At 49.6% G+C, this 26,724-nt stretch carries 21 protein-coding genes; 14 read left to right on the forward strand and 7 right to left on the reverse strand.

Annotated features, from left to right (window positions below; translation table 11 throughout):
- The first annotated feature begins 2 nt into the window (after positions 1-2).
- Genes AC3ITF_RS05135 through AC3ITF_RS05170 form a run of 8 tightly spaced genes read left to right on the forward strand, consistent with a single transcriptional unit; the run spans position 3 to position 9,879 of the window.
- The gene (locus tag AC3ITF_RS05135) at positions 3-2,132 is read left to right on the forward strand and encodes a GumC family protein (RefSeq protein WP_489176429.1); all 2,130 of its coding nucleotides are present in this window, start codon (positions 3-5) and stop codon (positions 2,130-2,132) included.
- Positions 2,129-3,340, forward strand: a complete 1,212-nt coding sequence (locus tag AC3ITF_RS05140; protein WP_489176186.1) for a lipopolysaccharide biosynthesis protein — start codon at positions 2,129-2,131, stop codon at positions 3,338-3,340. The genes AC3ITF_RS05135 and AC3ITF_RS05140 overlap by 4 nt, the downstream gene beginning before the upstream one ends.
- Positions 3,337-4,719, forward strand: a complete 1,383-nt coding sequence (locus tag AC3ITF_RS05145; protein WP_137362631.1) for a capsular biosynthesis protein — start codon at positions 3,337-3,339, stop codon at positions 4,717-4,719. The genes AC3ITF_RS05140 and AC3ITF_RS05145 overlap by 4 nt, the downstream gene beginning before the upstream one ends.
- Positions 4,712-5,701, forward strand: a complete 990-nt coding sequence (locus tag AC3ITF_RS05150) for a glycosyltransferase family 2 protein (protein WP_181631944.1) — start codon at positions 4,712-4,714, stop codon at positions 5,699-5,701. Before AC3ITF_RS05145 ends, AC3ITF_RS05150 begins: the two co-directional genes overlap by 8 nt.
- A 14-nt stretch (positions 5,702-5,715) precedes the next feature.
- On the forward strand, positions 5,716-6,927 hold the full coding sequence (locus AC3ITF_RS05155) for a glycosyltransferase family 4 protein (protein ID WP_115257672.1): 1,212 nt from the start codon (positions 5,716-5,718) through the stop codon (positions 6,925-6,927).
- Between the two features lies 1 nt (position 6,928).
- Positions 6,929-8,041, forward strand: coding sequence for a glycosyltransferase family 4 protein (locus AC3ITF_RS05160; RefSeq protein WP_489176187.1), 1,113 nt, complete (start codon positions 6,929-6,931; stop codon positions 8,039-8,041).
- Between the two features lie 2 nt (positions 8,042-8,043).
- Positions 8,044-8,451: a hypothetical protein gene (locus tag AC3ITF_RS05165; protein ID WP_117343210.1), complete on the forward strand. Its 408-nt coding sequence runs from the start codon at positions 8,044-8,046 to the stop codon at positions 8,449-8,451.
- 30 nt (positions 8,452-8,481) lie between these two features.
- Positions 8,482-9,879: a DUF4832 domain-containing protein gene (locus AC3ITF_RS05170; protein WP_341517045.1), complete on the forward strand. Its 1,398-nt coding sequence runs from the start codon at positions 8,482-8,484 to the stop codon at positions 9,877-9,879.
- A 46-nt stretch (positions 9,880-9,925) separates the two neighbouring features.
- On the opposite strand, the gene galE is transcribed toward AC3ITF_RS05170, so the two are convergent.
- The 6 genes from galE to melR form a co-directional block, all read right to left on the reverse strand.
- On the reverse strand, positions 9,926-10,942 hold the full coding sequence (gene galE, locus AC3ITF_RS05175; RefSeq protein WP_182295506.1) for a UDP-glucose 4-epimerase GalE: 1,017 nt from the start codon (positions 10,940-10,942) through the stop codon (positions 9,926-9,928).
- A gap of 67 nt (positions 10,943-11,009) precedes the next feature.
- A complete protein-coding gene (locus AC3ITF_RS05180) occupies positions 11,010-11,948 on the reverse strand; it encodes a glucosamine inositolphosphorylceramide transferase family protein (protein WP_489176188.1) in 939 nt (312 codons plus the stop codon).
- A gap of 168 nt (positions 11,949-12,116) precedes the next feature.
- Positions 12,117-12,752, reverse strand: a complete 636-nt coding sequence (locus tag AC3ITF_RS05185; protein ID WP_146717362.1) for a carbonic anhydrase — start codon at positions 12,750-12,752, stop codon at positions 12,117-12,119.
- 155 nt (positions 12,753-12,907) lie between these two features.
- Complete coding sequence (locus AC3ITF_RS05190; protein ID WP_181517923.1) at positions 12,908-14,080, reverse strand: MalY/PatB family protein; 1,173 nt, start codon at positions 14,078-14,080, stop codon at positions 12,908-12,910.
- 79 nt (positions 14,081-14,159) lie between these two features.
- Positions 14,160-15,620, reverse strand: coding sequence for a Na+/H+ antiporter NhaC (gene nhaC / locus AC3ITF_RS05195; RefSeq protein ID WP_117343215.1), 1,461 nt, complete (start codon positions 15,618-15,620; stop codon positions 14,160-14,162).
- Between the two features lie 214 nt (positions 15,621-15,834).
- Positions 15,835-16,755 (reverse strand): transcriptional regulator MelR, encoded by a 921-nt coding sequence (melR, locus tag AC3ITF_RS05200; protein ID WP_489176189.1) that lies wholly within the window; start codon positions 16,753-16,755, stop codon positions 15,835-15,837.
- Positions 16,756-17,069: 314 nt separating this feature from the next.
- Here melR and AC3ITF_RS05205 point away from each other — a divergent pair, with 314 nt between their 5' ends.
- A complete protein-coding gene (locus AC3ITF_RS05205; RefSeq protein WP_135911556.1) occupies positions 17,070-17,555 on the forward strand; it encodes an anti-virulence regulator CigR family protein in 486 nt (161 codons plus the stop codon).
- Positions 17,556-17,799: 244 nt separating this feature from the next.
- Positions 17,800-18,996 carry an SEL1-like repeat protein gene (locus AC3ITF_RS05210; RefSeq protein ID WP_115257680.1) on the forward strand — a complete coding sequence of 399 codons (1,197 nt, stop codon included), beginning with the start codon at positions 17,800-17,802 and terminating at the stop codon, positions 18,994-18,996.
- A 79-nt stretch (positions 18,997-19,075) separates the two neighbouring features.
- Here the strand turns inward: AC3ITF_RS05210 and AC3ITF_RS05215 are convergent, their stop codons facing one another.
- Positions 19,076-20,824, reverse strand: coding sequence for a sigma-54 interaction domain-containing protein (locus AC3ITF_RS05215; protein ID WP_489176190.1), 1,749 nt, complete (start codon positions 20,822-20,824; stop codon positions 19,076-19,078).
- Positions 20,825-21,205: 381 nt separating this feature from the next.
- Between AC3ITF_RS05215 and dpaL the strand changes: the two genes are divergently transcribed.
- The 4 genes from dpaL to AC3ITF_RS05235 all read left to right on the forward strand — a co-directional run bounded on the left by dpaL (position 21,206) and on the right by AC3ITF_RS05235 (position 26,663).
- On the forward strand, positions 21,206-22,417 hold the full coding sequence (dpaL, locus tag AC3ITF_RS05220) for a diaminopropionate ammonia-lyase (protein ID WP_489176430.1): 1,212 nt from the start codon (positions 21,206-21,208) through the stop codon (positions 22,415-22,417).
- Positions 22,418-22,451: 34 nt separating this feature from the next.
- Positions 22,452-23,636, forward strand: a complete 1,185-nt coding sequence (locus AC3ITF_RS05225) for a YgeY family selenium metabolism-linked hydrolase (RefSeq protein WP_489176191.1) — start codon at positions 22,452-22,454, stop codon at positions 23,634-23,636.
- Between the two features lie 69 nt (positions 23,637-23,705).
- Positions 23,706-25,298 carry an N-acyl-D-amino-acid deacylase family protein gene (locus AC3ITF_RS05230; protein ID WP_489176192.1) on the forward strand — a complete coding sequence of 531 codons (1,593 nt, stop codon included), beginning with the start codon at positions 23,706-23,708 and terminating at the stop codon, positions 25,296-25,298.
- A gap of 78 nt (positions 25,299-25,376) precedes the next feature.
- The gene (locus AC3ITF_RS05235; protein ID WP_181491069.1) at positions 25,377-26,663 is read left to right on the forward strand and encodes an MFS transporter; all 1,287 of its coding nucleotides are present in this window, start codon (positions 25,377-25,379) and stop codon (positions 26,661-26,663) included.
- The last annotated feature ends 61 nt before the right edge of the window (positions 26,664-26,724 follow it).

A 26,724-nucleotide genomic window follows, 5' to 3' on the forward strand; every position in this document is an offset into this window, starting at 1 on the left:
TGATGAAACTCTCTATAGTGGAAAACGGCAAAAAGCGAGAAAACGCAGTCGAACTCTCCCGCTTTGCCAAAGAACTTAAAAAGAACGCCTGGAAAATTGCGCTAACCGGAATTATCGCCGGAGTGGTGGCGTATCCCTTGATCAGCATGATGTCAGCAAAGTATGTCTCGACGGCGACGGTGCTGATTAAGGCACAAGCCGATAACGTTTCGCCGTTTCCACAGGTGGATGGTTTTGATTCAACGCGCAGCGGATATTACGAAACGCAATATGCGCTGATGCAGTCACGCATTATCCTCGAGCAGGCGGTACGCGACCTGAAGTTGGATGAAAATCCCGATTTTACTGGCAATAAATTGGCCGCAGCGGGGGCTAATAGCGGGGATAATCAACAACAGAGAGTCGATCAGGCGCTGAAGACATTATCTCAACATCTGAAGGTCATCGGCATTCGCACGACCAATCTGGCCTCTATTTCCTATGAGTCACCCTCAGCACAGCAATCGGCTGAGATAGCCAACGGCGTCGCGCAGGCTTTCATCAACTATACGGTTGAGCAAAAACGGCAGAAAGTGGAGAACGCGAAGGCGCTGAATGCGGAAAAGATGGCAGAGCTACAGGCTGCGATCGTGAAGCAAAAAGAGACGATGGATGGCTACCTGAAAAATGCCGGGCTGCTGACCTTTCGCGGTATTGACGGTTTTGAAACCGAGCAGCTTAGTATTGTGACTAATCGTCTGGCCGATGCGACCCAGCGTCGGGTTGCGGCGGAGTCGGTCTATAACGAAGTGAATGGCCGGGGGAGAACCCTTGAGAGCATCATTTCTTTGCCCTCGGTTTCTGACCACGCCCAGATTCAGGACTTACGTATCGCGTTGATTCAGGCGCAGCGCGCGCTGTCGGAACAGCGAAAACTGTATGGGCCGAAACACGCGACGATTTTAAAAGCGGAAGCCGACGTTCAGTCGATCCAAAGTCAAACCGGGCGGGTGCTGGGCGAACTGAAAGTTGGCTTACGTCAGCAATATCTGGCCGCGCTGGCGGATGAAAAGAATTATCAGCAGCAGGTGGCGCAGCAGAAAGAGATCTTCCAGCAAATGGCGTCCAAACGAGATGGCTATAACAGCCAGAAACTGTCGTTAGACAAAATGGAGGACCTGTATAAATCGCTGTATCAGCGCACTCAGGAACTGTCGTTGTCCGGTGTCAATGCAGATGCCGTGCTGTACGATCCTGCAGTGCCGCCGTTAAAACCGGTAAAACCGAATAAGTCATTGCTGTTGGTGATGGTGGTCCTGATGGCGGTGGTGTTTAGCATTATGTACTTCATCGTCAAAGCAGCAATGGACAATTCCATTCGCACCCTGAGCCGTATGAGTCAACGCCTTAACGTCACCCCACTGGGTGAAATCCGCCGGTTTAGCGGGACAACCGGGCGCGCGCAGGTACGGGATATGATTTTGAAGAACCCGCTGAATGCCGACATTATTCACGGTATTCGTACCCGGATAATGCTGGATAGCCGGCCATTACAGACGGTTGCGGTGGCGTCTGCCGGGCGCGGTGAAGGGCGTTCCCTGCTGGCAAATTTGCTGGCAAGCTCCTTTAGTTTCGATCAGAAAACGCTACTCATTGATGCAGACTTCTTTAATAACAATGGCCTGACGAATGAACTCGCCACACCGGCATCTGCGGGCATGGCGGAGCTGCTACGGGGCGAAATCGTGCTGGAGAACGCGCGGATGACGATACATGAGAATCTTGATTTTATCCCGCGTGGTAAGTCCACCATCTCCTCTTTACTGATGCTGTCGTCGGAAAATGTAGAGCCTTTGATGCGCGAGCTGAAGTCGCGCTATCAGCGCATTATTATTGATGTGGCGGCGGTGAATCAGAGCCAGGATATTCAGCTGATTAAGCGCGCTGCCGATGGGGTTATTTTCATCGTGAAAGCCGGTGTGGGGACGGCACAGACGATCGCCAGCGCGCTGGATAAGATTGAGGATAATCAGGGCGTGGTAATTGGCGCGGTGTTGAACGGGGTGGAAGAAAAAAACCTCGAAACGCAAGAAGGGCTGCGTTCACTGAACTTCAGCACTGACCAACTGTTGACGACACCAGGCCGCGTATGAGTCTACTGAAGAGCGCATCCACGATAGCTGGCTCATCAATCATCTCGCAGTTGATTGGTGCGCTGTCTATCTGGTTGATCTCACATAAGTATGACATGGCCGAAGTTGGGCTTTATGCGCTTAACTACAGTATTGCCGTGGTGGGGGCGCAGGTTTGCACCTTTGCCTCACAGCTGTTAATTCCTAAGCAGCAGGACGACAGTCTCGCGCAAAATGTGGTGTTTTGCCTGCTGCAAAGCACGCTGATTGCGTTGCCCTACGCTGTACTGACTGCGTGGTTTTTTCACCAGAATATCCTGTTTCTCTATTTATTGACGCTCTCTACGGCGTGGGCGTTAATCTCAGAAAACTTATCGCTGCGCACGGCCAATTTTTATTTTCTGATTTTTCAGCGTATTTCGGTTTCGGTAGTGGTGGTGCTCTCGGTACTGCTCACGCATCAGGTACAGACCTTTTACTGGTCGTGGGCGTGCGCGATGATCCTACTGACATCGAGCTGTATTTTGCATTCGTTTGATATCCGCTCGGTGACGTCTGGGCATCTGCATCCATTGAATAACTGGCGATTTTTTAAGCAAAACATTCATCACATCAGCAAGGTCGGCAGCGCTGAGGTGCTGGCGATGGCCAGCAGCAACTTACCGATTATGCTGATTAACTTCTGGTTCTCGGCGCTGACGGCGGGCTATTTTTCCGTCGTCAGTCGGTTCTGTCTGGCACCGGTGGTGATCATCGGCAATGCAGTGCGCAATACCATTTTCTCCAAGTGGTCTATTGATTTCAGAAATAACACCTTTAATTATCAGGAATATACAAAGGTGCGTTTGCTGCTGTTAGTGCTTGGGGTGGTCTGTACGCTCGGGGTGTTTATTTTCTATCCCATCGTGATGCGGCTGGGGTTTAGCGAGGACTGGATTAACTCCATTGAGACATCCCGCTATATGTTGCCCTATTTGTTCCCGGCGCTGGCAATCAGCCCACTCACGGTAATTGAACTTATTTTTGGCTCCCATCGTTATTTTTTGCGTATTCAGCTGGAACAGTTGGCGATTGTGTTAGTCGCTTTTGTGGTGGTGCCCTATTTTTATAAAGACTATGCCACGTCAGTCATCTTGTTCTCTGCGCTGACATTTATTCGCTATGGGTTTATTTATTTCAAAATGAACCAGCGCGCCAATCTGCTGAAAGACAAGCCGGTGATATTATGACTCTGAATACCGGATATTATTTACAGGCCTATACCTTTATTACGCTGATCCTGTGTGGACTGGTGCAATATTTTACCGGTATGCAGTCGGTGCTGTGGATCCCGTTTTTCCTGACGCTGCTCATGGTCGGATTAATGGTGATGCAAACGCGTGAGAGCCCGCTGCATCTGGATGCCCAGGAGACCATTATTCTTGCGCTGTATTTCTCTTTTCTGCTGTTGGCTGGGGCTTCAACCCTGCTGCAGGGCGGGGTAACCGTCGCGATTGTGGCCTTTAAAAACGAGATAGCACTGTCGCTGGTGATGATCTGTTTACTGCTGGGATTCTGCCGGGAATCACAGATTTATCGGGCAACACGCTATCTGTATTGGGTGTTTTACGCCCAGGTCCCGGTGATGATTTATCAGGTATTACTGGTGGTTCCCCAGCGCGTGGCGCAGCGCGGCGAAGAGGAAAAATGGGACTCGGTGGTCGGGACCTTCGGTGGCGACCCAATGGGCGGCGGTAATACGGCGGCAATGGGGTTATTTTGCCTGCTGATTATGTTGCTTAAGCTCTCGGAATATAAACACGGGCTGACGACGTTTAAATCGATGGCGCTGCATATTATTCTTGGATTTGGGCTGTGTATTATTGGTGAAGTGAAGTTTGTCATCCTGCTTTCACCGCTGTTCCTGGCCTGGGTGTGGATTTCTCCGAGCTATGTTAAAGACGTCAGTAAAATTAATCTCAAAACGTTATTGCTGATTGTTATTGGCATGCTGGTACTCATCGGTCTGTCGGTGATGATTCTGGCCTGGTACTATTCGTCTGCTTTTGGCGGCGATCCGACCAAAAGCGCCTTTAGCGTTTTTATCGATTCACTCAGCTATATCTTTGATCCCAACTACATCATGTCGACCGGTGAACTGGGCCGCTTCACGACGTTTCTGTTCTGGCTTAAAAATAACGATCTGTGGGGACTGTCCGGTACGCTATTTGGCTACGGCCTGAATGCGACGAACAGCGGAAGTTCGGTATCACCTGGGTTTTTGAATATTGTTTATAACCTGATCCTGGACTCCACGTCGCTGAGTATGCTGCTGTGGGAAATTGGCGTGATTGGCACGCTGCTGTTTATCGGTCTGTTTATTTATATTCTAAAAGTGTGTCAGCCGAAACCGGTACTGGCGCTTGAACAACTGGACCCGCAGGATCTGCAACTGTTGAGCTTTGCGCCAGCGTATAACGCTTTTGCGATCGCGTGTTTAGTGAGCTTACCTTATAGCCAAATCCTGATGATAACGCCGATGTTACAGTTCCTGTTTTATTTATCGCTCGGTTCAAGCTTAGTGATTCGTCGCACCGTTCTTCGCAGCGCAGGAGGAGGGTATGGATAATATCCCGTTTATCTCGGTGAGTATTAAAACGCTCAACGAAGCGAAAGGTATTGAGAAAACCATCGACAGCATCCGCCGACAGCTGGTGGGATATCCGCATAAAATTATTGTGGCTGATAGCCTGTCGACAGATAGCACCCAGCAACTGGCGGTGAATAAAGGGGTGACGGTGGTGTCATTAACGGAGCCGGGCGATCGCTGCTGCGGTGTCGGACACCAGTTGGGCTACCTTTATAGCGAAGGCGAATATCTGCTGCTGATGGATGGCGATATGGCGCTGGAAGAGGGATTTGTCGATCGGGCCGTCGCCTTTTTACAGGCGCATGAAGAGTATGCCGGCGTGGCGGGAACCGTCGAAATGGATGATGCCGTGAACTATGAGTTCAAATCCCGCAAACAGCGCATTAACCAGATCTATCCCGTGGGCGATTGTGACCATTTAGGCGGCGGCGGGCTGTATCGTCGCGCGGCGATTGAAAAGATTGGCTATCTGACCAACCGGAATTTGCACGCCTATGAAGAGGCCGAGCTGGGGCTGCGATTAACCGATGCCGGCTACAAACTGCGTCGTCTGGATATCCCTTATTTTAGCCATACGTCACACACCCTGCCGACCTTCAAGATGCTGAAGCATCGGTGGTTGAGCGGCTATTACCAGGCGCCGGGAGAGCTGTTGCGCTGTAGTTTTGGAACACCGTATTTCACCCGCGCCCTCAAGATGGTCAAAAATGAGGCGGTATTTGCGCTGTATCTGTTGATCTTGCTTGCCTCACTGGTCACCGTCAACGGCAGCATTATTACCCTGGTGTTGCTGCCATTACTGGCGTTCACACTGTGGAAAATTGTGCAAAATCGTTCTCTCAGCGATGGGGTTCAAAGCGTCATTAATATGATTGTCCGTTCCGTGGGATTGCTGAAAGGGTGTCTTCATCCTGTGCGCGATCCGCTGACGCCGCCCAACAGTAAAATCATTCAACAATAAAAAGAGCGGATGAAATGAAAATTTTATTGGTTAACAAGTTTTTCTTTATAAAGGGCGGGGCGGAAACGGTTTATTTTCAGGAACGCGAGATGCTGAAAAAGGCCGGCGTGCAGGTGATTGATTTTTCGATGCAGCATGAGAAAAATTTCCCCTCGGAGTATGCGGATTTTTTTGTCAAAAATGTTGATTACCATACAGACAGTAACCTGTTAGGCGGTATTAAAACGGCGGTTAACTTTATTCATAACGCCGAAGCCTGTCGAAAAATGCAGGTCTTGCTGCAAAAAGAACGCCCGGATATCGTTCACTTTCATAATATCTATCATCAGCTAACGCCAGCGCTAATTAAAGTCGCACGCAATTTTGGCTGTAAAACGGTACTGACCGCCCATGACTATAAAATTGTCTGTCCTTCATACTCAATGCTACGCGACGGGAAAGTGTGCGATGCCTGTATTACCGGGACCGTCTTCAATGCCTTCAGATACCGCTGTCAGGAAGGGTCTGCCGCCAGGAGTTTACTGCTCTCTTTAGAGGCTACCTGGCAATACATTGCACAAAATTATCAGGCGCTGGATGTGATCGTGTCCCCCAGCGCATTTTTACGCGGCATTTTGCTACGTGTGCTGCCGCATTCGCGTATCGATGTCATCGTCAATGGCGTAGATGACAGCCGGCCCGTGGAGACGACTGGTGATGAAGGTTATATGCTGTACTTAGGCCGCCTGAGCCGGGAAAAAGGGGTGGCTACGTTGCTGGCCGCTCACCAGAAAATGCGTAACCCGGCGCCGCTGAAAATTGTCGGTCATGGCCCGTTACATGACGAGTTGATTGCCCAATATCCGGACGTGGATTTTTTAGGCTATGTACAACAAGGGGAAGCCCTGGACCAACTGATTAAACATGCCCGGGCGGTGATCCTGCCTTCGGAATGTTATGAAAACTGTTCGATGGCGGTGTTAGAGGCAATGTCATTAGGCAAGCCGGTCATTGGCTCACGTATTGGCGGGATCCCTGAACAAATTCGCGATGGTATTGAAGGGATATTATTTACGCCGGGTAATGCGCAGGCGTTGGCAGAGGCGATGGATACGCTGGTCGAAGACCCGGAGAAAGCACGGGTAATGGGCATCAATGGACGTCAACGGCTGAGTGATAAATATGCGCTCAGTGGTCATATGGAAACGTTGCAGGCACTGTATAAAGAACTGCTGGGCAGGCCATAATATGCGTAAAAAAATAACGGTATTTGGTACGCGCGGTATTCCCGATGTATTGGGTGGGGTGGAAACACACTGCCAACATCTTTATCCGGAAATTAAACGGCTATGCGATGTTGATATTTGTGTTATCGCCCGCTCACCGTACGTGAATTACACCCGTTCATCGTATAAGAATGTCGAAACCCATGCGCTGTGGGCACCTAAAAAACGCTCGCTGGAAGCGATTGTTCATTCCGTTTTAGCCGCGTTCAGCACCTGTTTTGACCACTCGACTATCGTGCACGTCCACGCTATTGGTCCGGGGTTAGTGGTTCCGTTATTGCGGTTACTGGGCAAGAAGGTCGTTTTCACCCATCATGGACCTGACTATGACCGCCAGAAATGGGGGTATGTGGCAAAGAAAATATTATTGCTCGGTGAACGCTGGGCGGTGAGATATGCCAGTGAAGTGATTGTAATATCTGAAGTTATTAATCAGCTTATCCAGAATAAGCATCGCCGCTATGATGCGCATTTAATTCACAATGGCGTGAACGCACCGCGAACATTATCAGAACATACCCTTCACCAGACGCTGTCGCGTTATGGTCTCCAGCCGAAAAACTATCTTGTGGTGGTGGGGCGATTCGTGGAAGAAAAAGGCATGCATGATGCCATTTCAGCCTACCAACAAAGTGGTTTGACGATGCCATTAGTGTTAATTGGCGATGCGGATCACCCGACCGAATACAGTATTCGTCTCAAACAGCAGGCCGCTGATACGCCAGGTGTGGTGATGACCGGATTTTTACGCGGCGATGAACTTCAGGCGGTGTTTTCGCAGGCAAAACTGTTTGTCATGCCGTCGTATCATGAGGGGTTGCCGATAGCGCTGCTGGAGGCAATGTCATTTTCTCTGCCTGCGGTGGTGAGCGATATTCCGGCGAATCTGGAGGTCAAGTTACCCGCAGAGGCGTATTTTCAGGTGGGTAATCTGGCGAGTCTGGCCGGGAAAATGGCGAGATGGGCGACAGCAAATAGCGTTGACTATAGTGTATATTTGCAAAACTATAACTGGCATGAAATCGCCAGACAAACAGTCACCGTCTATCACGCTATTGATAAAGATATAGGTTAATTTTGCCCAACTCTCAGAACCGACCGCCCGTCATTGAACGATTTTATGCTCAACTGGATGAGAAGATCTCGCAGGGGTTGACCGCCGAACAAAAAGACGGAGTAGAAAAAGCGGTCCTTGCTATTACCCTGGGATCGAGACACCAGGTTGATATTCGTAGAAGCTTTCCCTTTTTCGGTAGACGTTTTTACCTGGTCTTTTTGTTTGGCAGGGATTTACGTCACTGGCATCGTCGGGAATCGACGCTATCCAATATCCTGATCGCATTGTTACTGCTGTTTGTTGTGTTGTTCGTTACCTGCTGCGTATTGCTGACGCTGTATATGATCAAATCCGCGTTGGGTATTGATGTGTTCCAGAATTTTCATGTGGGTATTTGGGACTGGTGGCTAAGCCTGAAAAACCACTAGCGTTAACCAACGGGTGGAGGCGTTACGGTGATGAAGAGTCAATGGGGTTTGGCGCTATTGAGTGTGTTCTTTCCGCTGACGGCCATGGCTGCATTAACCACCGTCACTCCCAAAGCCGTAACCGGTCCGCTGACCAACCCCGGGATAGGGGTGGCCAGTTTTCATCAGGGTTATGGTGAAACGTTGGGCCTGGCGGATTACCCTAATACCGGGTTTGAATATGAACGCTTCTACTGGCGGGAACTGGAGCCAGTGGAAGGCCAGTACAATTTTGCGCTGGTTGATGATGCCTTTAAATATGCGGCGGCGCATCGGCCCGCGATGAACGTGGGGCTGCGGTTTATGGCCCTTGCGGAGCCTGAAAGCGGCTCGCAGATCCCCGACTGGCTGATTAAAAAAGGGGTGAAAGGAAAATGGACGCCCGATCATAAAACCTTTATCCCGGATCTCGACGATCCCCTGTTTATAGCCTACAGCCAACGTCTGCTGAACGCTTTTGGCAAGCGCTACGATGGTAATCAGAACCTGGCGTTTGTCGATATTGGCATGGTGGGATCGTGGGGAGAATGGCATAACAGCAACTTCCCGAAAGATGTGCTGCAACCCTTGCTGGAACGATATACCACCGAGCAGCTAGATCGCTACGTCGCCATGCACTTTGCTGCATTTCCCGTAACGCCAAAAATTATGTTGATGAGTGGTGGGCAAAGCCTGGCCAATGCGGTGGCGCGAGGGGCTGGATGGCGCGCGGACTGCTGGGGCGACCTGCGTGTGTTTTCTAATGACTGGAATCATATGGCAGATGATTACCCGCAACGATTGCTGGCTGCGCAGAAAAGTTATTCCGGGTTAAACGATGCCTGGAAACGATCGCCGGTGAGTCTGGAAATTTGTTCGTATATGCTGGACTGGAAGAATCTTTTTCATTATACGCGCGCAGAGGTGCAGGGGATTTTTGACTGGGCGGTGAAGCATCATGCCAGTACCCTCAACCTGAAATCGCGAACGGTGCCCAGTGAGTATCGGCCGATTGTCGATGATGCACTGACCAGGCTGGGCTATCGCTTTCGTCTGGCCTCTCTGAGCCATGAGTCAGTATGGGAAAATGGTCGCAGCCTGGCGCTGATCAGTACCTGGTATAATGACGGCGTTGCGCCGATTTACCTTCCTTACACCCTGTCATTTCGTATTATTAATGATGCTAACAATGTTGTTGCTCAGGGAAATTCACCGGAAGACATTCGTCGCTGGCTGCCGGGTCAACATCAGCTGAATTATCAACTCCCTATGCCCGGTGCGTTACCGAGAGGAAAATACGCCATTGAAGTGGCGATCGTGGATAAGTCGGGCGCCGCGAGAATTAACTTTGCCAATGAAGGGAAGCAGAGCAGCGGATGGTATCGTGTGTCGACGATCACGGCGCGTTAGCCATTAGCAACAATGAGCCTGCCCGCAGGCTCATTGTTGATGGGTGTTAAGCGTGATAACCATCAGGATTATTTTTCTGCCAGTTCCAGGTGTCGCGCATCATGTCATCAAGCGTGTAGGTAGCCTGCCAGCCCAGTACTTCGCGCGCCAGCGACGGGTCAGACCAACATTCGGCGATGTCCCCGGGTCTTCGTGCAACAATCTGATAATTAATTTTTCGTTGAGCCGCTTTTTCAAAAGCGGCAATAAGATCCATCACCGAATAGCCGATGCCGGTACCGAGGTTTATCACTTTATAGGCTGGACCTTTATTCTGGCAATCCAAAGCCGCTAAATGGCCGGTTGCCAGATCCATCACGTGAATATAATCACGTACCCCAGTGCCATCCGGGGTTGGGTAGTCATTGCCAAACACCGACACGGTTTCAAGCTTGCCAATCGCAACCTGAGAAATATAGGGAACCAGGTTGTTGGGGATACCATTTGGATCCTCACCAATTCGGCCTGAGGAATGGGCTCCGACGGGGTTAAAATAGCGCAGGCAGGTGAGGCGAAATTCAGGGTGTGCGCGGGAAAAATCCGCCAGAATCTGTTCGACCATTAATTTAGAGGTGCCATACGGATTCGTTGTTCCCCCGGTGCGCGATTGTTCGCTGAGCGGCACGCTTTCCGGATCTCCGTAGACCGTTGCGGAAGAGCTAAAGATTAGGCTGTGAACACCCGCAGTCAGCATCTCACTCAGTAAAACCAGCGTTCCGGTGACATTGTTATTATAATACGCGAGGGGTTCTTTTATGGATGCTGAAACTGATTTTAACCCAGCAAAATGAATGACATCACTAATGTCATGGTGTGAAAAAATCGTTTTTAATGCCTCTCTGTCCAGAACGTCGGCAATGTAAACTGTGGGTTCCTTGCCGGTGAGTTCCGCGACCCGATGTAATGATGTTTGTGAGGCATTTGAGAGGTTATCGATGATCACAACTTCATCACCTCTTTCGAGAAGCGTCAACACGGTATGTGAACCAATATAACCTGCGCCACCAGTGACAAGAATTGCCATACAGTCTCCAGAAAAATGCTATACGCCCGAGCAATTTTCCACCTATATCACTTTAAAATCCAGTGAATCAATGATGCTGCCGGGAATGGTATATGTTTCTGTATGCGATCATACACTTGTATGATATTTTTTTAAATATTGCGAACAAGCTAAAGGTGTTTATTTTACTATCGTAGACAAGATAGTTATTCGTGAAGTTTAAGGTATGTACACCGTCGCTTTGGTTGATGGCGGCATTGACCTGTGCAATAAGCTTTTCATCAAAAGAAAATGCGTTTAGCGTGACTAATGCTTTGATGTAAATTGATTTTCCATAGGTTTCAGGCGTGCATTCCTGAGTGAGAAAGTACAGTGTATTGCCGATGTTATGGGGCGCCCCGGCGCCTCGCTGATGCAGGTTGCTCAACTGCAAAGTGGGCGTGATTTTCTGCCACGGACCGCTCACGCTCTCGGCAGTATGGATCATCAGCTCATTATTCATTGTCGTCGATAACAGATAACAGGCACCGTGTAGTGAGAAAAATACGTTATCGGTTAATGCTTCGTCCGAGATTAAAACGTTTATCGCCTTCCAGCGTTGCGGGAAATCTACGCACTGAAATAAAATAACCTCTTTTCTTTCTGAAGACTCAGGGATCATAAAGAGCTGGCCATTGTTCTCAAATACAAAAGGAAAGGATAAATGGCATTTTAGATAATCGAAACCGTCGAGCTTCACATCATCGAGTTCCGCTAAGTCGGCATCGAGTATACGGCAGCGTAGGATCCCCTTCGAATTACGGAAGCGTAAAGCCTCATAAAAAATATAAACTTTATTATCTCTTTCAATGATGAAAGGATCGGCCTGAAAGGTGTGTTTCTTTTTAAGTTGCTGCGCAGGGGTACGCTTCAGTATATCCAACGTGTTAGTAGGAAAGGTATGCGAACCATTATCCTTGATAATCATGATGTCCCACGACTCATGATAAAAAAGCATATTTATTATTTTTTTATATTTGGCCTGCATTCGCACGAGTTCCTTTTGTCGCTTTAACTCACCGGGTACCCTTACGGCAACATTTACGGTTAATTTAAAAGCTAGTCGCAAGCGCGTTTTTTGTCCACTTACGGAACGAGTGGCGGGGGGAAGGGGCGGCGTGACGTTGCCAGAGCATCCTTGCTCCAGATAAAGATTTTACTCGAAATGCACCTGCGGATTGTCTGCCAGTGAAACGTACGTTTTGCTGTTTTTATCCAGTGTACGGATCTCACCGCTTTCAATGTCGTACACCCAGCCGTGCAGACGCAGCGCATTATTACGCAGTCCGACCGCGACAGACGGATGCGTTTTAATATTATTCAGTTGAGCGATAACGTTCTCTTCCACCATGGCATTCACTTTGTCGATTGCGTTATCCCAGGTTTTCTTCTCGACTACCGCTTTCGCCGCATCGGCGTAGTGCAACCAGTGGGCGACCGCAGGCATCGGATCCAGACTCTGGCTTTCAGCAATCGCTTTCATCGCACCACAGTTGGAGTGCCCACAGATAACGATATCCGTCACGCCTAACGCCAAGACCGCGTATTCGATGGTGGCAGATACACCGCCCGGTTCCGGGCCAAAAGAAGGGACGATATTGCCCGCGTTGCGGATAACGAAAAGCTGTCCTGGCTCTTGCTGCGTAACCAGTTCTGGCACCAGACGACTGTCTGAGCAGGAGATGAAAAGTGCTTTAGGATTCTGGCTGGAGGCCAGGCTGCGAAAGAGTTCCTTACGTTGAGGGAAAATCTCTTTTTGGAAGTTGAGGAAGCCCTCAATGATATGTTGCATAGCAGTGTCTCTTTTCTCTGTTTAAGCAGGTTATGATGAAGATCACACTTTCCAGTTTAACACTCGCGCAGAGAAGAGGAAGTATTTATAGCCGGTCAGGGCATATCTTTGGGGTATTTTGCCCTGACTTAGCAGGGCAAATATTGGGTATAGCGCTACGCGTCCAGCCTCTTCTGGTATGCCTTTTTGAGTCTGTCCATGGCCTCCTCCAGTACAGAACGCGGACAACCAACGTTTAATCGCATATGGCCTTCTCCGCCAGGACCATATTGATAACCTGGCGACAGGCCAAGCCGGGCATCATGGACAAAAAAAGCGCTCAGTTGCTCATCACTGAGGCCCATTTTTTCAGCATTCAGAAACAGCAGATAGGATGCGCCGCCATACAGAATCGAGATCAAGGGGCAGTGCTTTTCAATTTCATCTTTTACATACGCTATATTGTCAGCCAGATAGGTCAATAATTTCTGGTGCCAGTCACTGCAGTGAGTATAGGCACTGTAGATGGCCGCCTGCTGTAACGAATGGGTCTCGGCGAGGTAGCAGTTATCAAGAAAATGATAGAACCGTTCGCGCAGTTCATCGTTCTTGATAATGGCGATACCGCCTTGTATCGCTGCGGTATTAAAAGTTTTGCTGATAGAGGCAAGTACGATCGATTGACTGTTTAACCTTTCATTGAGGGTGAAAAATGGGTGGTGTGTTTTGCCAGGTAAGGTCAAATCGCAGTGAACTTCATCCGCGATCACGATGACGCCCGCGTCGTGACAATAGTCACTTATTCTTTCAAGCGTCTCGCGGCGCCATACCATCCCGCCGGGATTATGCGGAGAAGGAAAAAGAAACATTTTGCATGTTTTAAGCTTCTCAGTGAAATCATGCCAGTCAAATTCGTAACCGCCATCCTTCTCAATTAGGCGAGTTTGAACCAGATTTCTGCCGCTGGTTTTGACCAGGTTGGGGTAGGGGTCATATATTGGGCTGCAGGTCAATATATTGTCCCCTGAACGGGTGAGAGCCATCAATGATAGTACGATGGTTTTGATGACCCCCGGAACAAAATGCACCCAGTGCGCCTGAACGCTACTGTCATACTGTTGCGCATACCAATGAATAACCGCTTCTTTCCACTGTGGGTAATCCAGATTATAGCCCTGAACGGGCTGTTCTATAACAGCCCGTAGCGTATTCAGAATGGGTTCTGGTGTGGCAAAATCCATATCTGCAATCCACAGCGGTAATACATCATTGGTACCGTACATCTGTTGTAATTGCCCGTACTTACGACAATTAGCATCCCTTGTGACAATATCGTCAAATAAAGACATTGCTGACTCCTGGCAGGTCTCTAAAAATAAAATTTAAGTAACACAAAATTAGCGAAGTCTATTTATGTACAGAACGAGGCTAGGATTTTTGTTCAACTCTATACTCAGCGTCGTCATTGGATTCATACTTAGCGATACCAATACCTGTCGCCGCCCACAGCAGTGCAAAGATGACCCCGCTGTAGCATAAGATTGCCCAAGGTAAATAATCGAGGGTGGCGACGCCCAGCATCGTGGCACAGTAAACACCGGAAGCAGACCAGGGAATAATGGGTTCAACGACTGTCCCGGCGTCTTCTGTTGTTCGAGAAAGGTTTTTTGCCGCAAGACCCCGTTTTTTATACTCATCTTTAAAGGCATCACCACACAACAATAGAGGTAACGTGCCGTTTGCCGTACAGGCGCAGATGGTGAACGTGGTAACAATAGTGGTGGCAACCAGACGAAATGTGGATTTAACCCCTTTCGTCAGTGCGTTAATGACGGTGTGTAGAGAGCCTGTGGCACTCATCGCCCCGGCGAAGCTAAAGGCGCTGAAAACGGTAACGAAACTGCTAAACATGGAAATTGCGCCACCGCGTTCCAGTAAGCGAGCAACATCAGCTGACAGTGCAGGGACAGTATCGCCTGTGAGCATCGCGAGCTTAAAGCCACTGACCACCGATTCGCCGACCGAGGCGGCGGTAAATACCTGAAAGACTAGCGCCAGAATCATCGACACGATAGTTGACAGAAATAACATAGGAATCGCTGGTTTCTTTGACAGCGAACCGTACAAAACGATAATCGGTGGCAGCAGTAGTAGAATGTTAAAGTGATAAATCTGGCCAATAGTATTCATCAAATGGGTAATATTTTCAGGTACGCTTGACGAGGCATCAATCCCCATTCCCATATAACTGTAAATAATACAGCAGATTACAAAACCTGGACCGGTGGTCCACAGCAGATGCCCGATATGCGAGTACAGGTTTACGCCTGCCGCCAGTGCGGCCATGTTTGTGGAGTCAGAGACGGGAGAGAGTTTATCGCCAAACCAGCAACCTGAGACGATAGCCCCTGCTGCGATGGGTAGCGATACATTAAGCCCAATCGCGACGCCAATCATGGCAATGCCAACGGTACCGATCGATCCCCAGGAAGTCCCGGTACAGACGGAGATGAGTGCACCCAGCAAAAAAGCCGAAATATAGAAATATTGTGGGTTAATCCACTTCAAACCATAATAAATCATCATGGGAATGGTGCCTGACACCATCCACGCTCCAATCAAGAAGCCGATACTCGCGACAATCAGTATGACAGGCAGCGCCTCAGATATTTTATTACAAATAGATTGTAGAATATCGTCCCACGTATAGCCGTGTGCGAGAGCGATAAATGAGGCGGTCGCCGTGCCCATTAAAATCATGGGTTCTGCACGAATATTAAAAATAAAATATCCGATACTAATTCCACCTAGCATGACGACCATCGGTAACACTGACCAAAAGAAAGATAATTCCTTCCGGTTTTTTAAAGCACAGTTTTTTGGTTCCATAATTCCATCCAAATAGTTAATGATTCTACAAATCAAATAAATTCCTGCTACAGCTCATCCAATAATTGAATGACATAGTGACTCGCGTTAATAGCGAATGTTATTTTATTAACTGCGCCAGGTTTTCTATTTTTTATTTATTTTTTTTTGACTGTCATCTCCGGGTAGTAATAGGATAAATTGTTCTGATGACTCGTTATTTCTCCACATAAGGTTAATGCTTCCGCCGCTGTTGGCTGAGTTTGCGATACTGTTGTGGTGGCATACCAACGTATTTATGAAATGAGCTATAAAAACGACTACTGGAGCGAAAGCCAGCAATCGTGGCGATGTCGAGTATGGTTTTATCGGTGTCACTCAGTAACGCGCGTACATGATTAATACGCATGGCGGTAATGTACTGTTTCATGGTCAGTTGCATCACCCGTTGAAAAATGCCCATCGCGTAGTTTGGATTGAGTTTGACGTGTTCGGCAATGGCATCAACCGTCAGCAACTTGTCGCAGTTGGCGGCAATAAACTCAAGCATCTGGCTTACGTAAAACTGTGAGTGCCGTGAAATACTGTTCTTCTGGGTACGTGATGTTTTATTACCCAATAAAGGTTGCCAGCCTGAAAGGCTAAACCGCTTGAGCATGAGGGCAATTTCATCAATGGCGAGCTGGCGAATTTGCTCGTTATCACTGTTGAGTTCATTCTGCCAGCGCTGAACTTCAAACGCGCTGAGTTGCTGTGATGCTGATGATGTAATGACCATTCCGTGAGTTACATGGTTAATCAGTTCCCTGTCCAGCGGCCAGGATAAAAACAAATGCATGGGTAAGTTAAATATTGCCATTTGTTTACAGTGCCCAGGGTCAGTGAGCTGATGAGGGGTACAGGCCCAAAATAGAGTAATGTAGCCCTGCTTACTCCGAACCACTTCATCATTGAAAAGGTATTCTACGTCGCCATCAAACGGAACATTCACCTCAACCTGGCCGTGCCAGTGGCTGTAGGTCATGGCCAACGGCGCCCGCAACTCGACGTCCATACGCTGATACTCGGAATAGAGTGCCAGTGGGCTACGCGTCTTTTTTTCATAACTGCGGCACATATGTGGGTCATGTGGCAGCTGCGGGATACTTTTAGCCATGGTGGATTAGTTCCTGGGTAGTGAGTTTGACCGGGTGGTAGCGCCAAAGCATGAACATAGCTTAACCGAAAAAAAACGCCGTTTTCTCTCCGTTTTCGCGAAGTTATTCCCAAAAACTCAGATCGCCTGTCAGTCACATGAAGATCTGAGTTATCGGGAATAGCGGGTTACGTCAACAAATCTTACATCACGATGATGCCTTTTCTGTCCGGGACAGGGACCGCTTTTTTTGCACATAAATCGGAACTATAGGGATGGCTGGCATTTACGAAGTATCGTACCTTTTAAAGGTACCTCTATATTAAGGAATCATCATGTCCAGGTTTCGTACTTTAGCAACCGCTTTGGTCGCGGTTGCTGCGATGACGATGTGCGCCATGCCTGCATTCGCTAACCCGGGTAACGGAAACGGTAACAGCGGTAATCATGGTAACAAGGGTAATAGCGGTAATAGTCAGAAAGGCAATTCAGGTTCAAAAAACAATCAGCAATCTGAACAACGTAAAAATTATGGCAAGCCGGATCATGTTGATAGCGATATTAGCTTTAATGTGGCAAGACAGTATGCGGTCAGATACGGTTTGACCGGGTATCAATCGCTTCCTCCTGGCATCGCCAAAAACCTGGCGCGTGGCAAGCCGCTGCCTCCGGGTATTGCGAAGAAGAACGTTCCGGCCTCGATGCTCAATCAATTGCCCTATTACCCCGGCTACGAATGGCAGGTGGTGGGCGACAATCTGGTGCTGATTGCGCTGAGCACCGCGATTGTGACCTCGGTGATTAACGGGGTGTTTGACTAATTGTTGATGCGGTGTGAACGCAAAAAGCCACGATAAGTCGTGGCTTTTTTATTATCTTTGACCCGTCCTGATTTCCTTCGTGGATAAGTGAGTGAGAATCAACTTAATTTAAGGGGGTTATTTCTCATCCTTATGCAGTATATAGTTAATAATTCTGATGTAGATCGCAATGCCAGCCAAATACGTTGGATTGTTGAAGCGTCTTCTCCATCATGTGTATTTTTCTTAACAAGGATTCTGTTTTATGAACATTCGGCCTCTCCTCGCCTTCACTTTCATTGGCTTATTATGGGGCGCGGGAATATCGCAAGGATATGCAAAAGAGTGGAACAAAGAGCCGATGGCTGTTTTACAGCAAGGGGCCGAGGCGGGGGATGTAAAGGCGCAGTACTACCTTGGAACCCTGTATTGCGAAGGAAAAGGTGTTGCGCGTGATGATACGAAGGCCGTTGAGTGGTTGACCCGCGCGGCTGAGCAGGGAAATCCCGACGCACGTTACGTCCTCGCCTTAGTCTATTTTGATGGTGAAGGAGCACGGTGGAATGACGGCAAGGTGATTGAGTGGTTTAACCATCAAGCCGAACAGGGTAATCAGCAAGCGATCAACTGGCTCACCCTCGCTGCCGAGCGCGGAAACTATCTGGCGATAGAGTGGTTACACCAGGCGGTTGATAAGGGGAATCCCGAAGCACAGCGTGCTCTCAACAGTAAAAAGTCGCTGTCCGAGGGTTACAACACAGTTAAAGCATTGAGTAAAGCCGCTGAACAGGGAGATGCAAAAGCGCAGGGGCTGCTGGGTCGGCGCTACTTTGAAGGGCATGGCGTCGGTATGGATCGCAACAAAGCCTTTGCGCTGTTGAGTAAGGGCGTCAGCCAGGGTGATGCGCTGTCTCAGGGCGTGCTGGGCGTGATGTATTACCTGGGAGAAAGCGTCGGCGTTACGCAGGATCACAAGAAAGCATTTGAGTTATTTCAGCAGGCGGCAGCCCAGGGGGATGTGCTGGCACAAGGGATGCTCGGCATGATGTACTCAAAAGGTGAGGGAACCGCGCAGAACGATAAAAAGGCCTTCGAATGGTATCAGAAGGCTGCCGCACAAGGCGATGCGGGATCTCACACGGACCTGGGATTGATGTACCTCGAGGGCAAAGGGGTCGCTCAGGATGACAAGAAAGCCGTCGAACATATTGAGCGCGCAGCCAAAATGGGTAGTCCGGAAGCCCAGAGATTGTTGGGCAGGATGTACCTGGAAGGGAAAGGAGTAGATAAGGACTATGCGCAAGCCTATATCTGGAATGCCGTGGCCGTTGCTAACGGAAACTTTGATGCTCAGGCCGGGCTAGATGCTTCGCGGGAAAACCTCTCTCCTGCCGCTTTAGAAGAAGCCGATGGCAGGGCGCGGAAATACTTTGAACAGTATCGATATAAACCGCAAATCTGATGCACAATGTAGCCCGCGTTATGCGTTATGCGTTATGCGTTATGCGGGCTTCTTCTTTTTTAGAGCATGGACAGATGGCTTACATTCCGTACAGCTTAATTTTTCGGTAGAGCGTGGCGATGCCGATCCCCAGCTCTGCCGCCGCCTGTTTCTTGCCCTCTACGCTTGTGCCAAAACGCTGTAAAACACGCTCAATGACTTCTCTTTCGGCTTGTTTTCCCTGACTGGCAAGCTGACGTGGTTGTGCCGATATAGCGGGTTTTCTGCTGTCCGCCGCGGTGAGCAGGTATGGAGGCAGGTGGCTGGCGTTGATCCCGGTCGCTTCCCCACGCATGACAAAAATATATTCGATGACGTTACGCAGTTCGCGGACGTTTCCGGGCCAGTGCCAGGTATACAGGCGGTTGATCACATCATCGGGCAGTTTTTGTGGTGGCCGTTGGTAGCTTGCTGAGAACTCATCGGCAAAATACTGGGCGAGGACGGCGATATCCGCACGTCGTTCCCGCAGGGAAGGGAGTACCAGCGGAACCACGTTCAGACGATAAAAAAGATCTTCGCGAAACTGATGATTCTCAACCATCGTGTGAATATTTTTGTTGGTCGCTGCGATAATGCGGACATCAATTTCGATGGTGTTATTCGAGCCTACCCGGGTAATCGCTTTTTCCTGCAGTACCCTGAGCAACTTAGCCTGCAGGTGCAGCGGCATATCGCCTATTTCATCAAGGAACAAGCTGCCGCCGTTGGCCAGTTCAAATTTGCCCATTCGTCCTTTGGGGTCCGCACCGCTGAACGCCCCACGGACGTAGCCGAACAGTTCACTTTCCAGTAACTGCTCGGGGATGGCTGCGCAGTTGATCGTCACAAAAGGCGCGGTTTTACGCGGACTGCTCTGGTGAATCGCAAATGCCACCACTTCTTTTCCCGAGCCGCTCTCCCCGGTAATTAGCACGCTGGCGTAGCTGTTAGCGATTTTCCCTACGGTATTTCTGAGTTGCTCCATTGACGGGGAATGGCCAATTAACCGTACCTGAGTATCAGACTCATAAGGCGGCATCGTCATGCTGCTCAGGTAGTCATGGGCATCGCGAAAAATAACCATGGTTAAACGATCGTTATCTTGTGATGAGAGTGAAATCTGTTTGCACAAGACATGATGCTTCTGACCTTCGAGCGTTAGCCACGCCTCTTCATCGCCATACAAACTGTCACCGGTGGTTTCAATGGTGAGGGGGAGTCCCTGGACTTCCCGGTTGAGAATGCGATCGGCCGAGTGGTTGGCATGCCAGATACGGCCATGACCATCGATCGCCACGACGCCGCGATCCATCGCATCGATCAGGCGACGGAATGCGCCCAGCGTCTCCTGGGCGCGTAAGCGTTCCAGGCACTCAAAGACCTTGCTTGAGATCATGACGGCGATTTGTTCAATGAAGGTAACGAATTTATCAATCTGACTGAGCAGCGTTTCTCGCTGTGCCTGGGTTGAACAAATAATCCCGATCACCCCAATTACGCGATTATTAAGAAAGATGGGCGCGTTCAAATCCAGCATTTCTGAACAATAGCGATGTTTTTCACACATCTGGCACAGCGGATGTTCACCGGGATTTTTGATCAGCACCGTTTCGCGCACCTGCAGAACATGGCGATAGATATAGCCATTTTTTGCCACATTCTCATTGAGCATGTGCCGGTATTTTCCGGTGCCCGCAATGCGCATTAAAGATTCATCAATGATTTCAACATCGGTCCCGGTAATACCGGAAATGGCGTCAGCATAATTGCAGATATCATCCTGAATATTACTGAGTACTGAAATCATGATCCCTCTCCGGTTGGGCAGCGAATTTATCAAGGAGAATGATAAATATATGAAATACGACCCACCCGGCTTGCGCCTAATCAATCTATTGCACTGTTTTTAGATATATTTTTTGTTTTATCTTCCGTGATCACACTATTTATCATTGGTGATAATTTATCAAAATAACGCGATAAACTCAGCACGCTGTTTATATGACATCAATCCGTTTGCTATTTTTTAATTCATTGAACTCAAAGCGATTATTTAATTATTTCTCATGATTTTGTTGTTTTATAAAAAACTGGTAAGCATTTTGCTTTTAGGGAATACCGCTCGCTTAACGCTCTCTGTATGACACCGATTACAGGGAATGAAATATCAGGACAATGAGGTTCTATGATGCAGGAAAACTTATCGTTTTTTATCAACCAGACGCCGTTTACTGAACACCCCAACGCGCCGCTGGCGCCGTTTAGTCGCCAGGAATTGGTAAAAGCGCTGAATTTTCATCGCTCTATTCCGGGTTATGCGCCGACGCCGCTGTATTCGTTACCGGTTCTTTCGCAAAAACTGGGCGTTAAAAATATTTATCTGAAGGATGAGTCTCAGCGTTTTGGTCTCAAAGCCTTTAAAGCGCTGGGAGGAGCCTATGCGATGGCATGCCACATCGCGGAATTAGTGGGTAAGGATATCAGCGAATTACCTTTTGATGTGATGACCAGCGACGAAGTGCGCCGCGACCTGAAGACCGTGACATTTGCCACCACGACCGACGGCAACCACGGGCGCGGAGTGGCATGGATGGCGCGCCAGCTTAAGCAGAATGCGGTGGTTTACATGCCGAAAGGCTCATCTGAGCAGCGTCTGACCGCGATTCGCAATGAAGGCGCGACGGCGGAGATTGTCGATATGAACTACGACGATGCCGTGCGTATGACCGCAGAACAAGCTGAAGAACATGGCTGGATCGTGGTGCAGGATACGGCCTGGGAAGGCTACGAAAAGATCCCGCTGTGGATTATGCAAGGCTACGGCACGCTGATGCTGGAAGCTCTCGATCAGCTTCACCAGGTCGCGCCGACACACGTGTTTGTTCAGGCGGGCGTAGGCTCTTTTGCCGGGATGGTGCAGGGAATGGTGACGGCGGCCTGGGGGGAAAATCGTCCGAAAGTGATTGTCGCTGAGGCGTTAATTGCCGACTGCCTCTACCGTTCTGCTCTGGCTAAAGAGGGCGAGGCGGTGGCCGTTGGGGGAGATTTGCAGACCGTTATGGCAGGACTTGCCTGCGGCGAAGCCAACAGCATCGGCTGGAAACTGTTGCGTGATTATGCCGACGCATTTGCCTCCTGCCCTGATGAAGTGGCCGCGCTGGGGATGCGCATGCTGGGTAACCCATTAACGGGCGATCCCCAAATTACGTCCGGTGAATCCGGTGCTGTGACCACCGGTCTGCTGGCATTGCTAATGACCTCGCCAGCACTGGCACAGACGCGTGAACAACTGGGGCTGGATGCGCATTCTCGCGTGCTGTTGATAAGCACAGAAGGTGATACCGACCCGCAACAATATCTGGATATTGTCTGGGGCGGTCAGTACCCCGGCATTAATTAATCCATTCCTGATTGAAGTTATAACGGAGAAAACCATGTTATCTGCAAACCGTATTGAAGAAGTGATTAAGAATTGCCAGGCACTGATCCAGCAGAAAAGTTATTCCGGTCAGGAAGGGGAAGTGGTAAATGCAATAAAAACAATGATGGAGCATTACCAGTTCGATGACATTCACGTCGATAAATACGGAAATATTGTTGGCGGTATTGTCGGCAATAAACCAGGAAAAACGCTGGTGCTGGATGGACACATTGATACTGTGCCCGTGAATCCGGAAAAGTGGACCCACAATCCGTACGGTGGCGACATTGAGGACGGTAAAATTTATGGCCGCGGCACGACGGACATGAAAGGCGCTGTGGCGGCGATGATCTCTGCCGTCGGATTTTTCGGCCAGGATAATCAGCGTGAGTTTGCCGGTAAAATCTACGTGGCCTGCATCGTACATGAAGAGTGCTTCGAAGGGATCGCCGCCCGTCTGGTCAGCGAACGCTATAAACCTGACTATGTGATTATCGGCGAAGCATCCGAATTAAACCTGAAAATTGGTCAGCGTGGCCGCGCTGAAATTGTGGTTGAAACGTTTGGCAAACCGGCGCACTCCGCTAATCCGCAGGCAGGTATTAACGCGGTGTACAAAATGGCGCAGCTGATCGACAAAATCCGCACCATTACTCCGCCAACGCATCCGGTGTTAGGGCCTGGCATTCTGGAACTGACGGACATTAAATCGTCGCCGTATCCGGGTGCATCTGTGGTGCCAGATTACTGCCGTGCGACCTACGATCGCCGTCTGCTGGTGGGCGAAACCAAAGAAAGCGTCATTGCGCCACTGGAAAGCGCATTGGCCGAGCTGGTCGCTCAGGATCCACAATTTAAGGCCAGCATTTCCTACGCTGTAGGCCAGGAGTCCTGCTACACCGGCGCCACCATTGAGGGTGAGCGTTTCTTCCCTGGGTGGGTTTACGAAGAGTCCGACGAGTTTGTGCAGGCCGCGCTGGCCGGCGTGCGTGCGGCAGGGTTTGAACCGACCATCACCCAGTATTCCTTTTGCACGAACGGTAGCCACTATGCGGGCGAAGCGGGCATCAAAACCATCGGTTTTGGCCCATCGCGTGAAAACCTGGCGCACACCATCGATGAGTTTATTGAAATCGATCAGCTAACCGGTTCGGCCAGCGGGTATTACAGCATTATCCAGACATTGTATCGCCATTAAAAAAATAAAGATAAAACCCTCTTACCCTACAGGCGGTGCAGTTTATCTGCACCGCAATGGAGAATTACGATGAAAACCATTTTCAAAAACGGAAATGTGATCGATGGGACGGGCAGCGAAGGCAGGATTGCCGATGTGATGGTTGATGACGGTCGTATTGTGGCGATCGGCCAAATTGATGCTGGTGTAAATGAACAGGTTATTGATGCAACAGGAAAAGTAATTTGTCCTGGCTTTATTGATACCCACACACATTCTGATTTGTCGGCAATTATTAATCCCGCGCTGTCGGCAAAAATTCGTCAGGGTATTACCACGGAATTACTCGGACAGGATGGCGTGGCACTTGCGCCGTTGCCTGAGGAATATATTCCGGCCTGGCGTAAAAATATTGCCGGACTGGATGGCGATACCGACAAAATTGACTGGAAATACAAAAATACGGACGGTTATCTCAATTTGTTGGCCTCTCGTCACCCGGCCACTAACCTTGCGTATCTGGTCCCGCATGGCAATGTGCGTATGGAAGCGATGGGGCTGGATGGGCGACCTTCCACCCGTGAAGACGTGGCCAAGATGTGCGAGGTCCTCGAACGGGAGTTAAAGGCTGGAGCATTTGGCCTGTCCACCGGGCTTATCTATATGCCGTGCGCTTTTGGCGATACCGCTGAGATGATTGCGCTGTGCAAGGTCACGGCGAAATACAACGGGATCTTCGTGGTGCATCAGCGCAGTGAAGCCGACGACATCATCAACTCCACCCAGGAACTGATCGATATCGCTAAAGCAACCGGCGTCTGGCTGCACATTTCGCATATGAAAGTCTGCGGCAAGAAAAACTGGACGCTGATTGATCGGATGCTGGGCATGCTGGAGCAGGCGCAGGAAGAGGGGATCCGCATCTCTTTCGATCAGTATCCCTACGTTGCGGGCAGCACCATGCTTGGTGTGATCCTGCCTCCGTGGGTCCATTCGGGTGGAACCGACAAGCTGCTTGAACGTCTGGCCTCGCCTGAACTGCGGGAGAAGATGATCGCTGATATTCAACAGGGCATTCCGGGCTGGGATAACTTTATTGATTTCGCCGGTCTGGATCAGATTTTTGTTACCAGCGTGAAGACAGAAAAAAATCAGGATGCCGTTGGCCTGAACCTCGTCGAGTTGGGTGAACTGCGTGGTAAAGATCCGTACAACGCCACCTTTGATCTGCTGTTTGAAGAAGAAAATGCCGTTGGGATGGTCGATTTCTACGGCACGGAAGAACACGTAATTAAGTTCCTCTGCCGCCCGGAACAGAACGTCTGTACCGATGGCCTGATGGGCGCAGGTAAGCCGCATCCGCGCGTGTTCGGTGCTTTCCCTCGTGTACTGGGTAAATATGTGCGGGAAGAAGGCTGTCTGACCTGGGAAGCGGCAATCCGTAAAATGACCGGAAAACCTGCCGAGGTGTTGGGCTTGCAGGAGCGAGGGCTGATTAAGATCGGTTATGCTGCGGATATTGTGATGTTCGATCCGTACACCATTACCGATAAAGGCACATTTGTTGAACCTAATCAGTATCCTGAAGGGATCGAACTGGTGATGGTCAATGGACGTATTGCTTTAATTAATGGCATAGAGAGCTATGCCTGTAGCGGTACTGTTATTAGAAAACAATACTAATAAATAACGCGCAACACGCGTTGATCTCTCGCGACCATTTATAGCTGCGAGAGATCACTACACCCCAAGGACATCACAATGAACCAACAAGCATCTTTACCTTCAGGTAAACCAAAGACATGGAAAGCAAGATATACCGTCCTGTCATTAATCTGGCTGGCATGGCTGCTTTCTTTTCTCGACCGTATGGTGATGAGCGTTTCATTACCGTATATCGGTAAAGATTTAAATCTTGATACCACGCAACAAGGTTTAATTATTAGCGCCTTCTTTATTGGTTACGCGGCATTTCAAATTCCCGGCGGTTTATTGGCGGATAAATTTGGCTCGCGTAAAATTATGGCCATTGGCATTGCCTGGTGGTCAATTTTCACCAGCTTAACCGGTGCGGTACTGACGCTTCCTCTGATGCTGGCCGTCCGCTTCTTATTTGGCATCGGTGAAGGGTGCTTCCCGTCTGCGTCCTGGAAGATGATCTCGACCTACTTCCCGTCAAAAGAGCGTGGCCGCGCAACGGCGATTCAGTCGACGGTGAATACCTTAGGCCCGGCGCTGGCGGTGGTGGTTGCGGCGAGCATCATCGGGGCATTTGGCTGGCACATGGTCTTTATCGTGCTAGGTATTCCCGGTCTGTTTATTGCGGCGGGTATCTATTTCTTTACCCGGGACAACCCGAAAGATCACCCGGCTATTACGCAGCAGGATCTGGCGGAACTGGCGGCTGACGATCAAGGTAGCCAGCAAAATACCCGTGCCGTTGCGTTCAAAGACGTGCTCAGAATGCCCGTGCTATGGCAGATGGCGGCTATCTGGTTCTTGTTTGATATTACCTTCTGGGGCTTCTCTACCTGGCTGCCAAGCTATTTGATCACCGTCCGTGAGTTCTCACTGGCGAAGACCGGTGTGATGGCGGCGATTCCATTCTTGTTTGGCGCATGTGGCACATTGATCGGTGGATATTGCTCCGACAAATACAAGTCGTTGCGTAAGATGTTCTACGTTGTGACATCTGTTATTGCCGCAGGTTTCCTGTATTTGACCTTTAGCGTAAGCAGCGCGGATATGGCGGTGGTTTACCAGTGTATTTCAGCACTGTTTATGTTCTTCGCCATGGCGACATTCTGGGGGATTTTGATGGACACTATTCCCAGCAAAATCATGGGTCGCGCATCCGGCATCGTTAACTTTGGTGGGCAAATGGCAGGGGTGGTTTCCGCACCGGTCATTGGTTGGTTAATCCAAAGCAGCGGCGGCAGCTACAACAGCGCATTTATCTTTATGATTGCGGCATTGATTTGTTCGGCAGTGGTGACGCTGACCGTGAAAAACTCCCACGCTATTGGTGCATTACCCAGTCAAGCCTGATTAATGTTTGTCTCCTGTGGCTCTGGTGTGCCAGAGTCACAGGGGGACCGGCCGCGTTCCC

This window comes from Citrobacter sp. KH_055_1, from assembly GCF_057838705.1.

Coding starts and splice junctions, on each gene's coding strand:
- AC3ITF_RS05230 (WP_489176192.1), top strand. CDS start 23,706: ATGAAAACCATTTTCAAAAACGGAAATGTGATCGATGGGACGGGCAGC.
- AC3ITF_RS05210 (WP_115257680.1), top strand. CDS start 17,800: ATGAACATTCGGCCTCTCCTCGCCTTCACTTTCATTGGCTTATTATGG.
- AC3ITF_RS05155 (WP_115257672.1), top strand. CDS start 5,716: ATGAAAATTTTATTGGTTAACAAGTTTTTCTTTATAAAGGGCGGGGCG.
- AC3ITF_RS05225 (WP_489176191.1), top strand. CDS start 22,452: ATGTTATCTGCAAACCGTATTGAAGAAGTGATTAAGAATTGCCAGGCA.
- AC3ITF_RS05215 (WP_489176190.1), bottom strand. CDS start 20,824: ATGATTTCAGTACTCAGTAATATTCAGGATGATATCTGCAATTATGCT.
- AC3ITF_RS05170 (WP_341517045.1), top strand. CDS start 8,482: ATGAAGAGTCAATGGGGTTTGGCGCTATTGAGTGTGTTCTTTCCGCTG.
- galE (WP_182295506.1), bottom strand. CDS start 10,942: ATGGCAATTCTTGTCACTGGTGGCGCAGGTTATATTGGTTCACATACC.
- AC3ITF_RS05180 (WP_489176188.1), bottom strand. CDS start 11,948: ATGCAGGCCAAATATAAAAAAATAATAAATATGCTTTTTTATCATGAG.
- dpaL (WP_489176430.1), top strand. CDS start 21,206: ATGCAGGAAAACTTATCGTTTTTTATCAACCAGACGCCGTTTACTGAA.
- melR (WP_489176189.1), bottom strand. CDS start 16,755: ATGGCTAAAAGTATCCCGCAGCTGCCACATGACCCACATATGTGCCGC.
- nhaC (WP_117343215.1), bottom strand. CDS start 15,620: ATGGAACCAAAAAACTGTGCTTTAAAAAACCGGAAGGAATTATCTTTC.
- AC3ITF_RS05235 (WP_181491069.1), top strand. CDS start 25,377: ATGAACCAACAAGCATCTTTACCTTCAGGTAAACCAAAGACATGGAAA.
- AC3ITF_RS05140 (WP_489176186.1), top strand. CDS start 2,129: ATGAGTCTACTGAAGAGCGCATCCACGATAGCTGGCTCATCAATCATC.
- AC3ITF_RS05160 (WP_489176187.1), top strand. CDS start 6,929: ATGCGTAAAAAAATAACGGTATTTGGTACGCGCGGTATTCCCGATGTA.
- AC3ITF_RS05145 (WP_137362631.1), top strand. CDS start 3,337: ATGACTCTGAATACCGGATATTATTTACAGGCCTATACCTTTATTACG.
- AC3ITF_RS05205 (WP_135911556.1), top strand. CDS start 17,070: ATGTCCAGGTTTCGTACTTTAGCAACCGCTTTGGTCGCGGTTGCTGCG.
- AC3ITF_RS05190 (WP_181517923.1), bottom strand. CDS start 14,080: ATGTCTTTATTTGACGATATTGTCACAAGGGATGCTAATTGTCGTAAG.
- AC3ITF_RS05185 (WP_146717362.1), bottom strand. CDS start 12,752: ATGCAACATATCATTGAGGGCTTCCTCAACTTCCAAAAAGAGATTTTC.
- AC3ITF_RS05135 (WP_489176429.1), top strand. CDS start 3: ATGAAACTCTCTATAGTGGAAAACGGCAAAAAGCGAGAAAACGCAGTC.
- AC3ITF_RS05150 (WP_181631944.1), top strand. CDS start 4,712: ATGGATAATATCCCGTTTATCTCGGTGAGTATTAAAACGCTCAACGAA.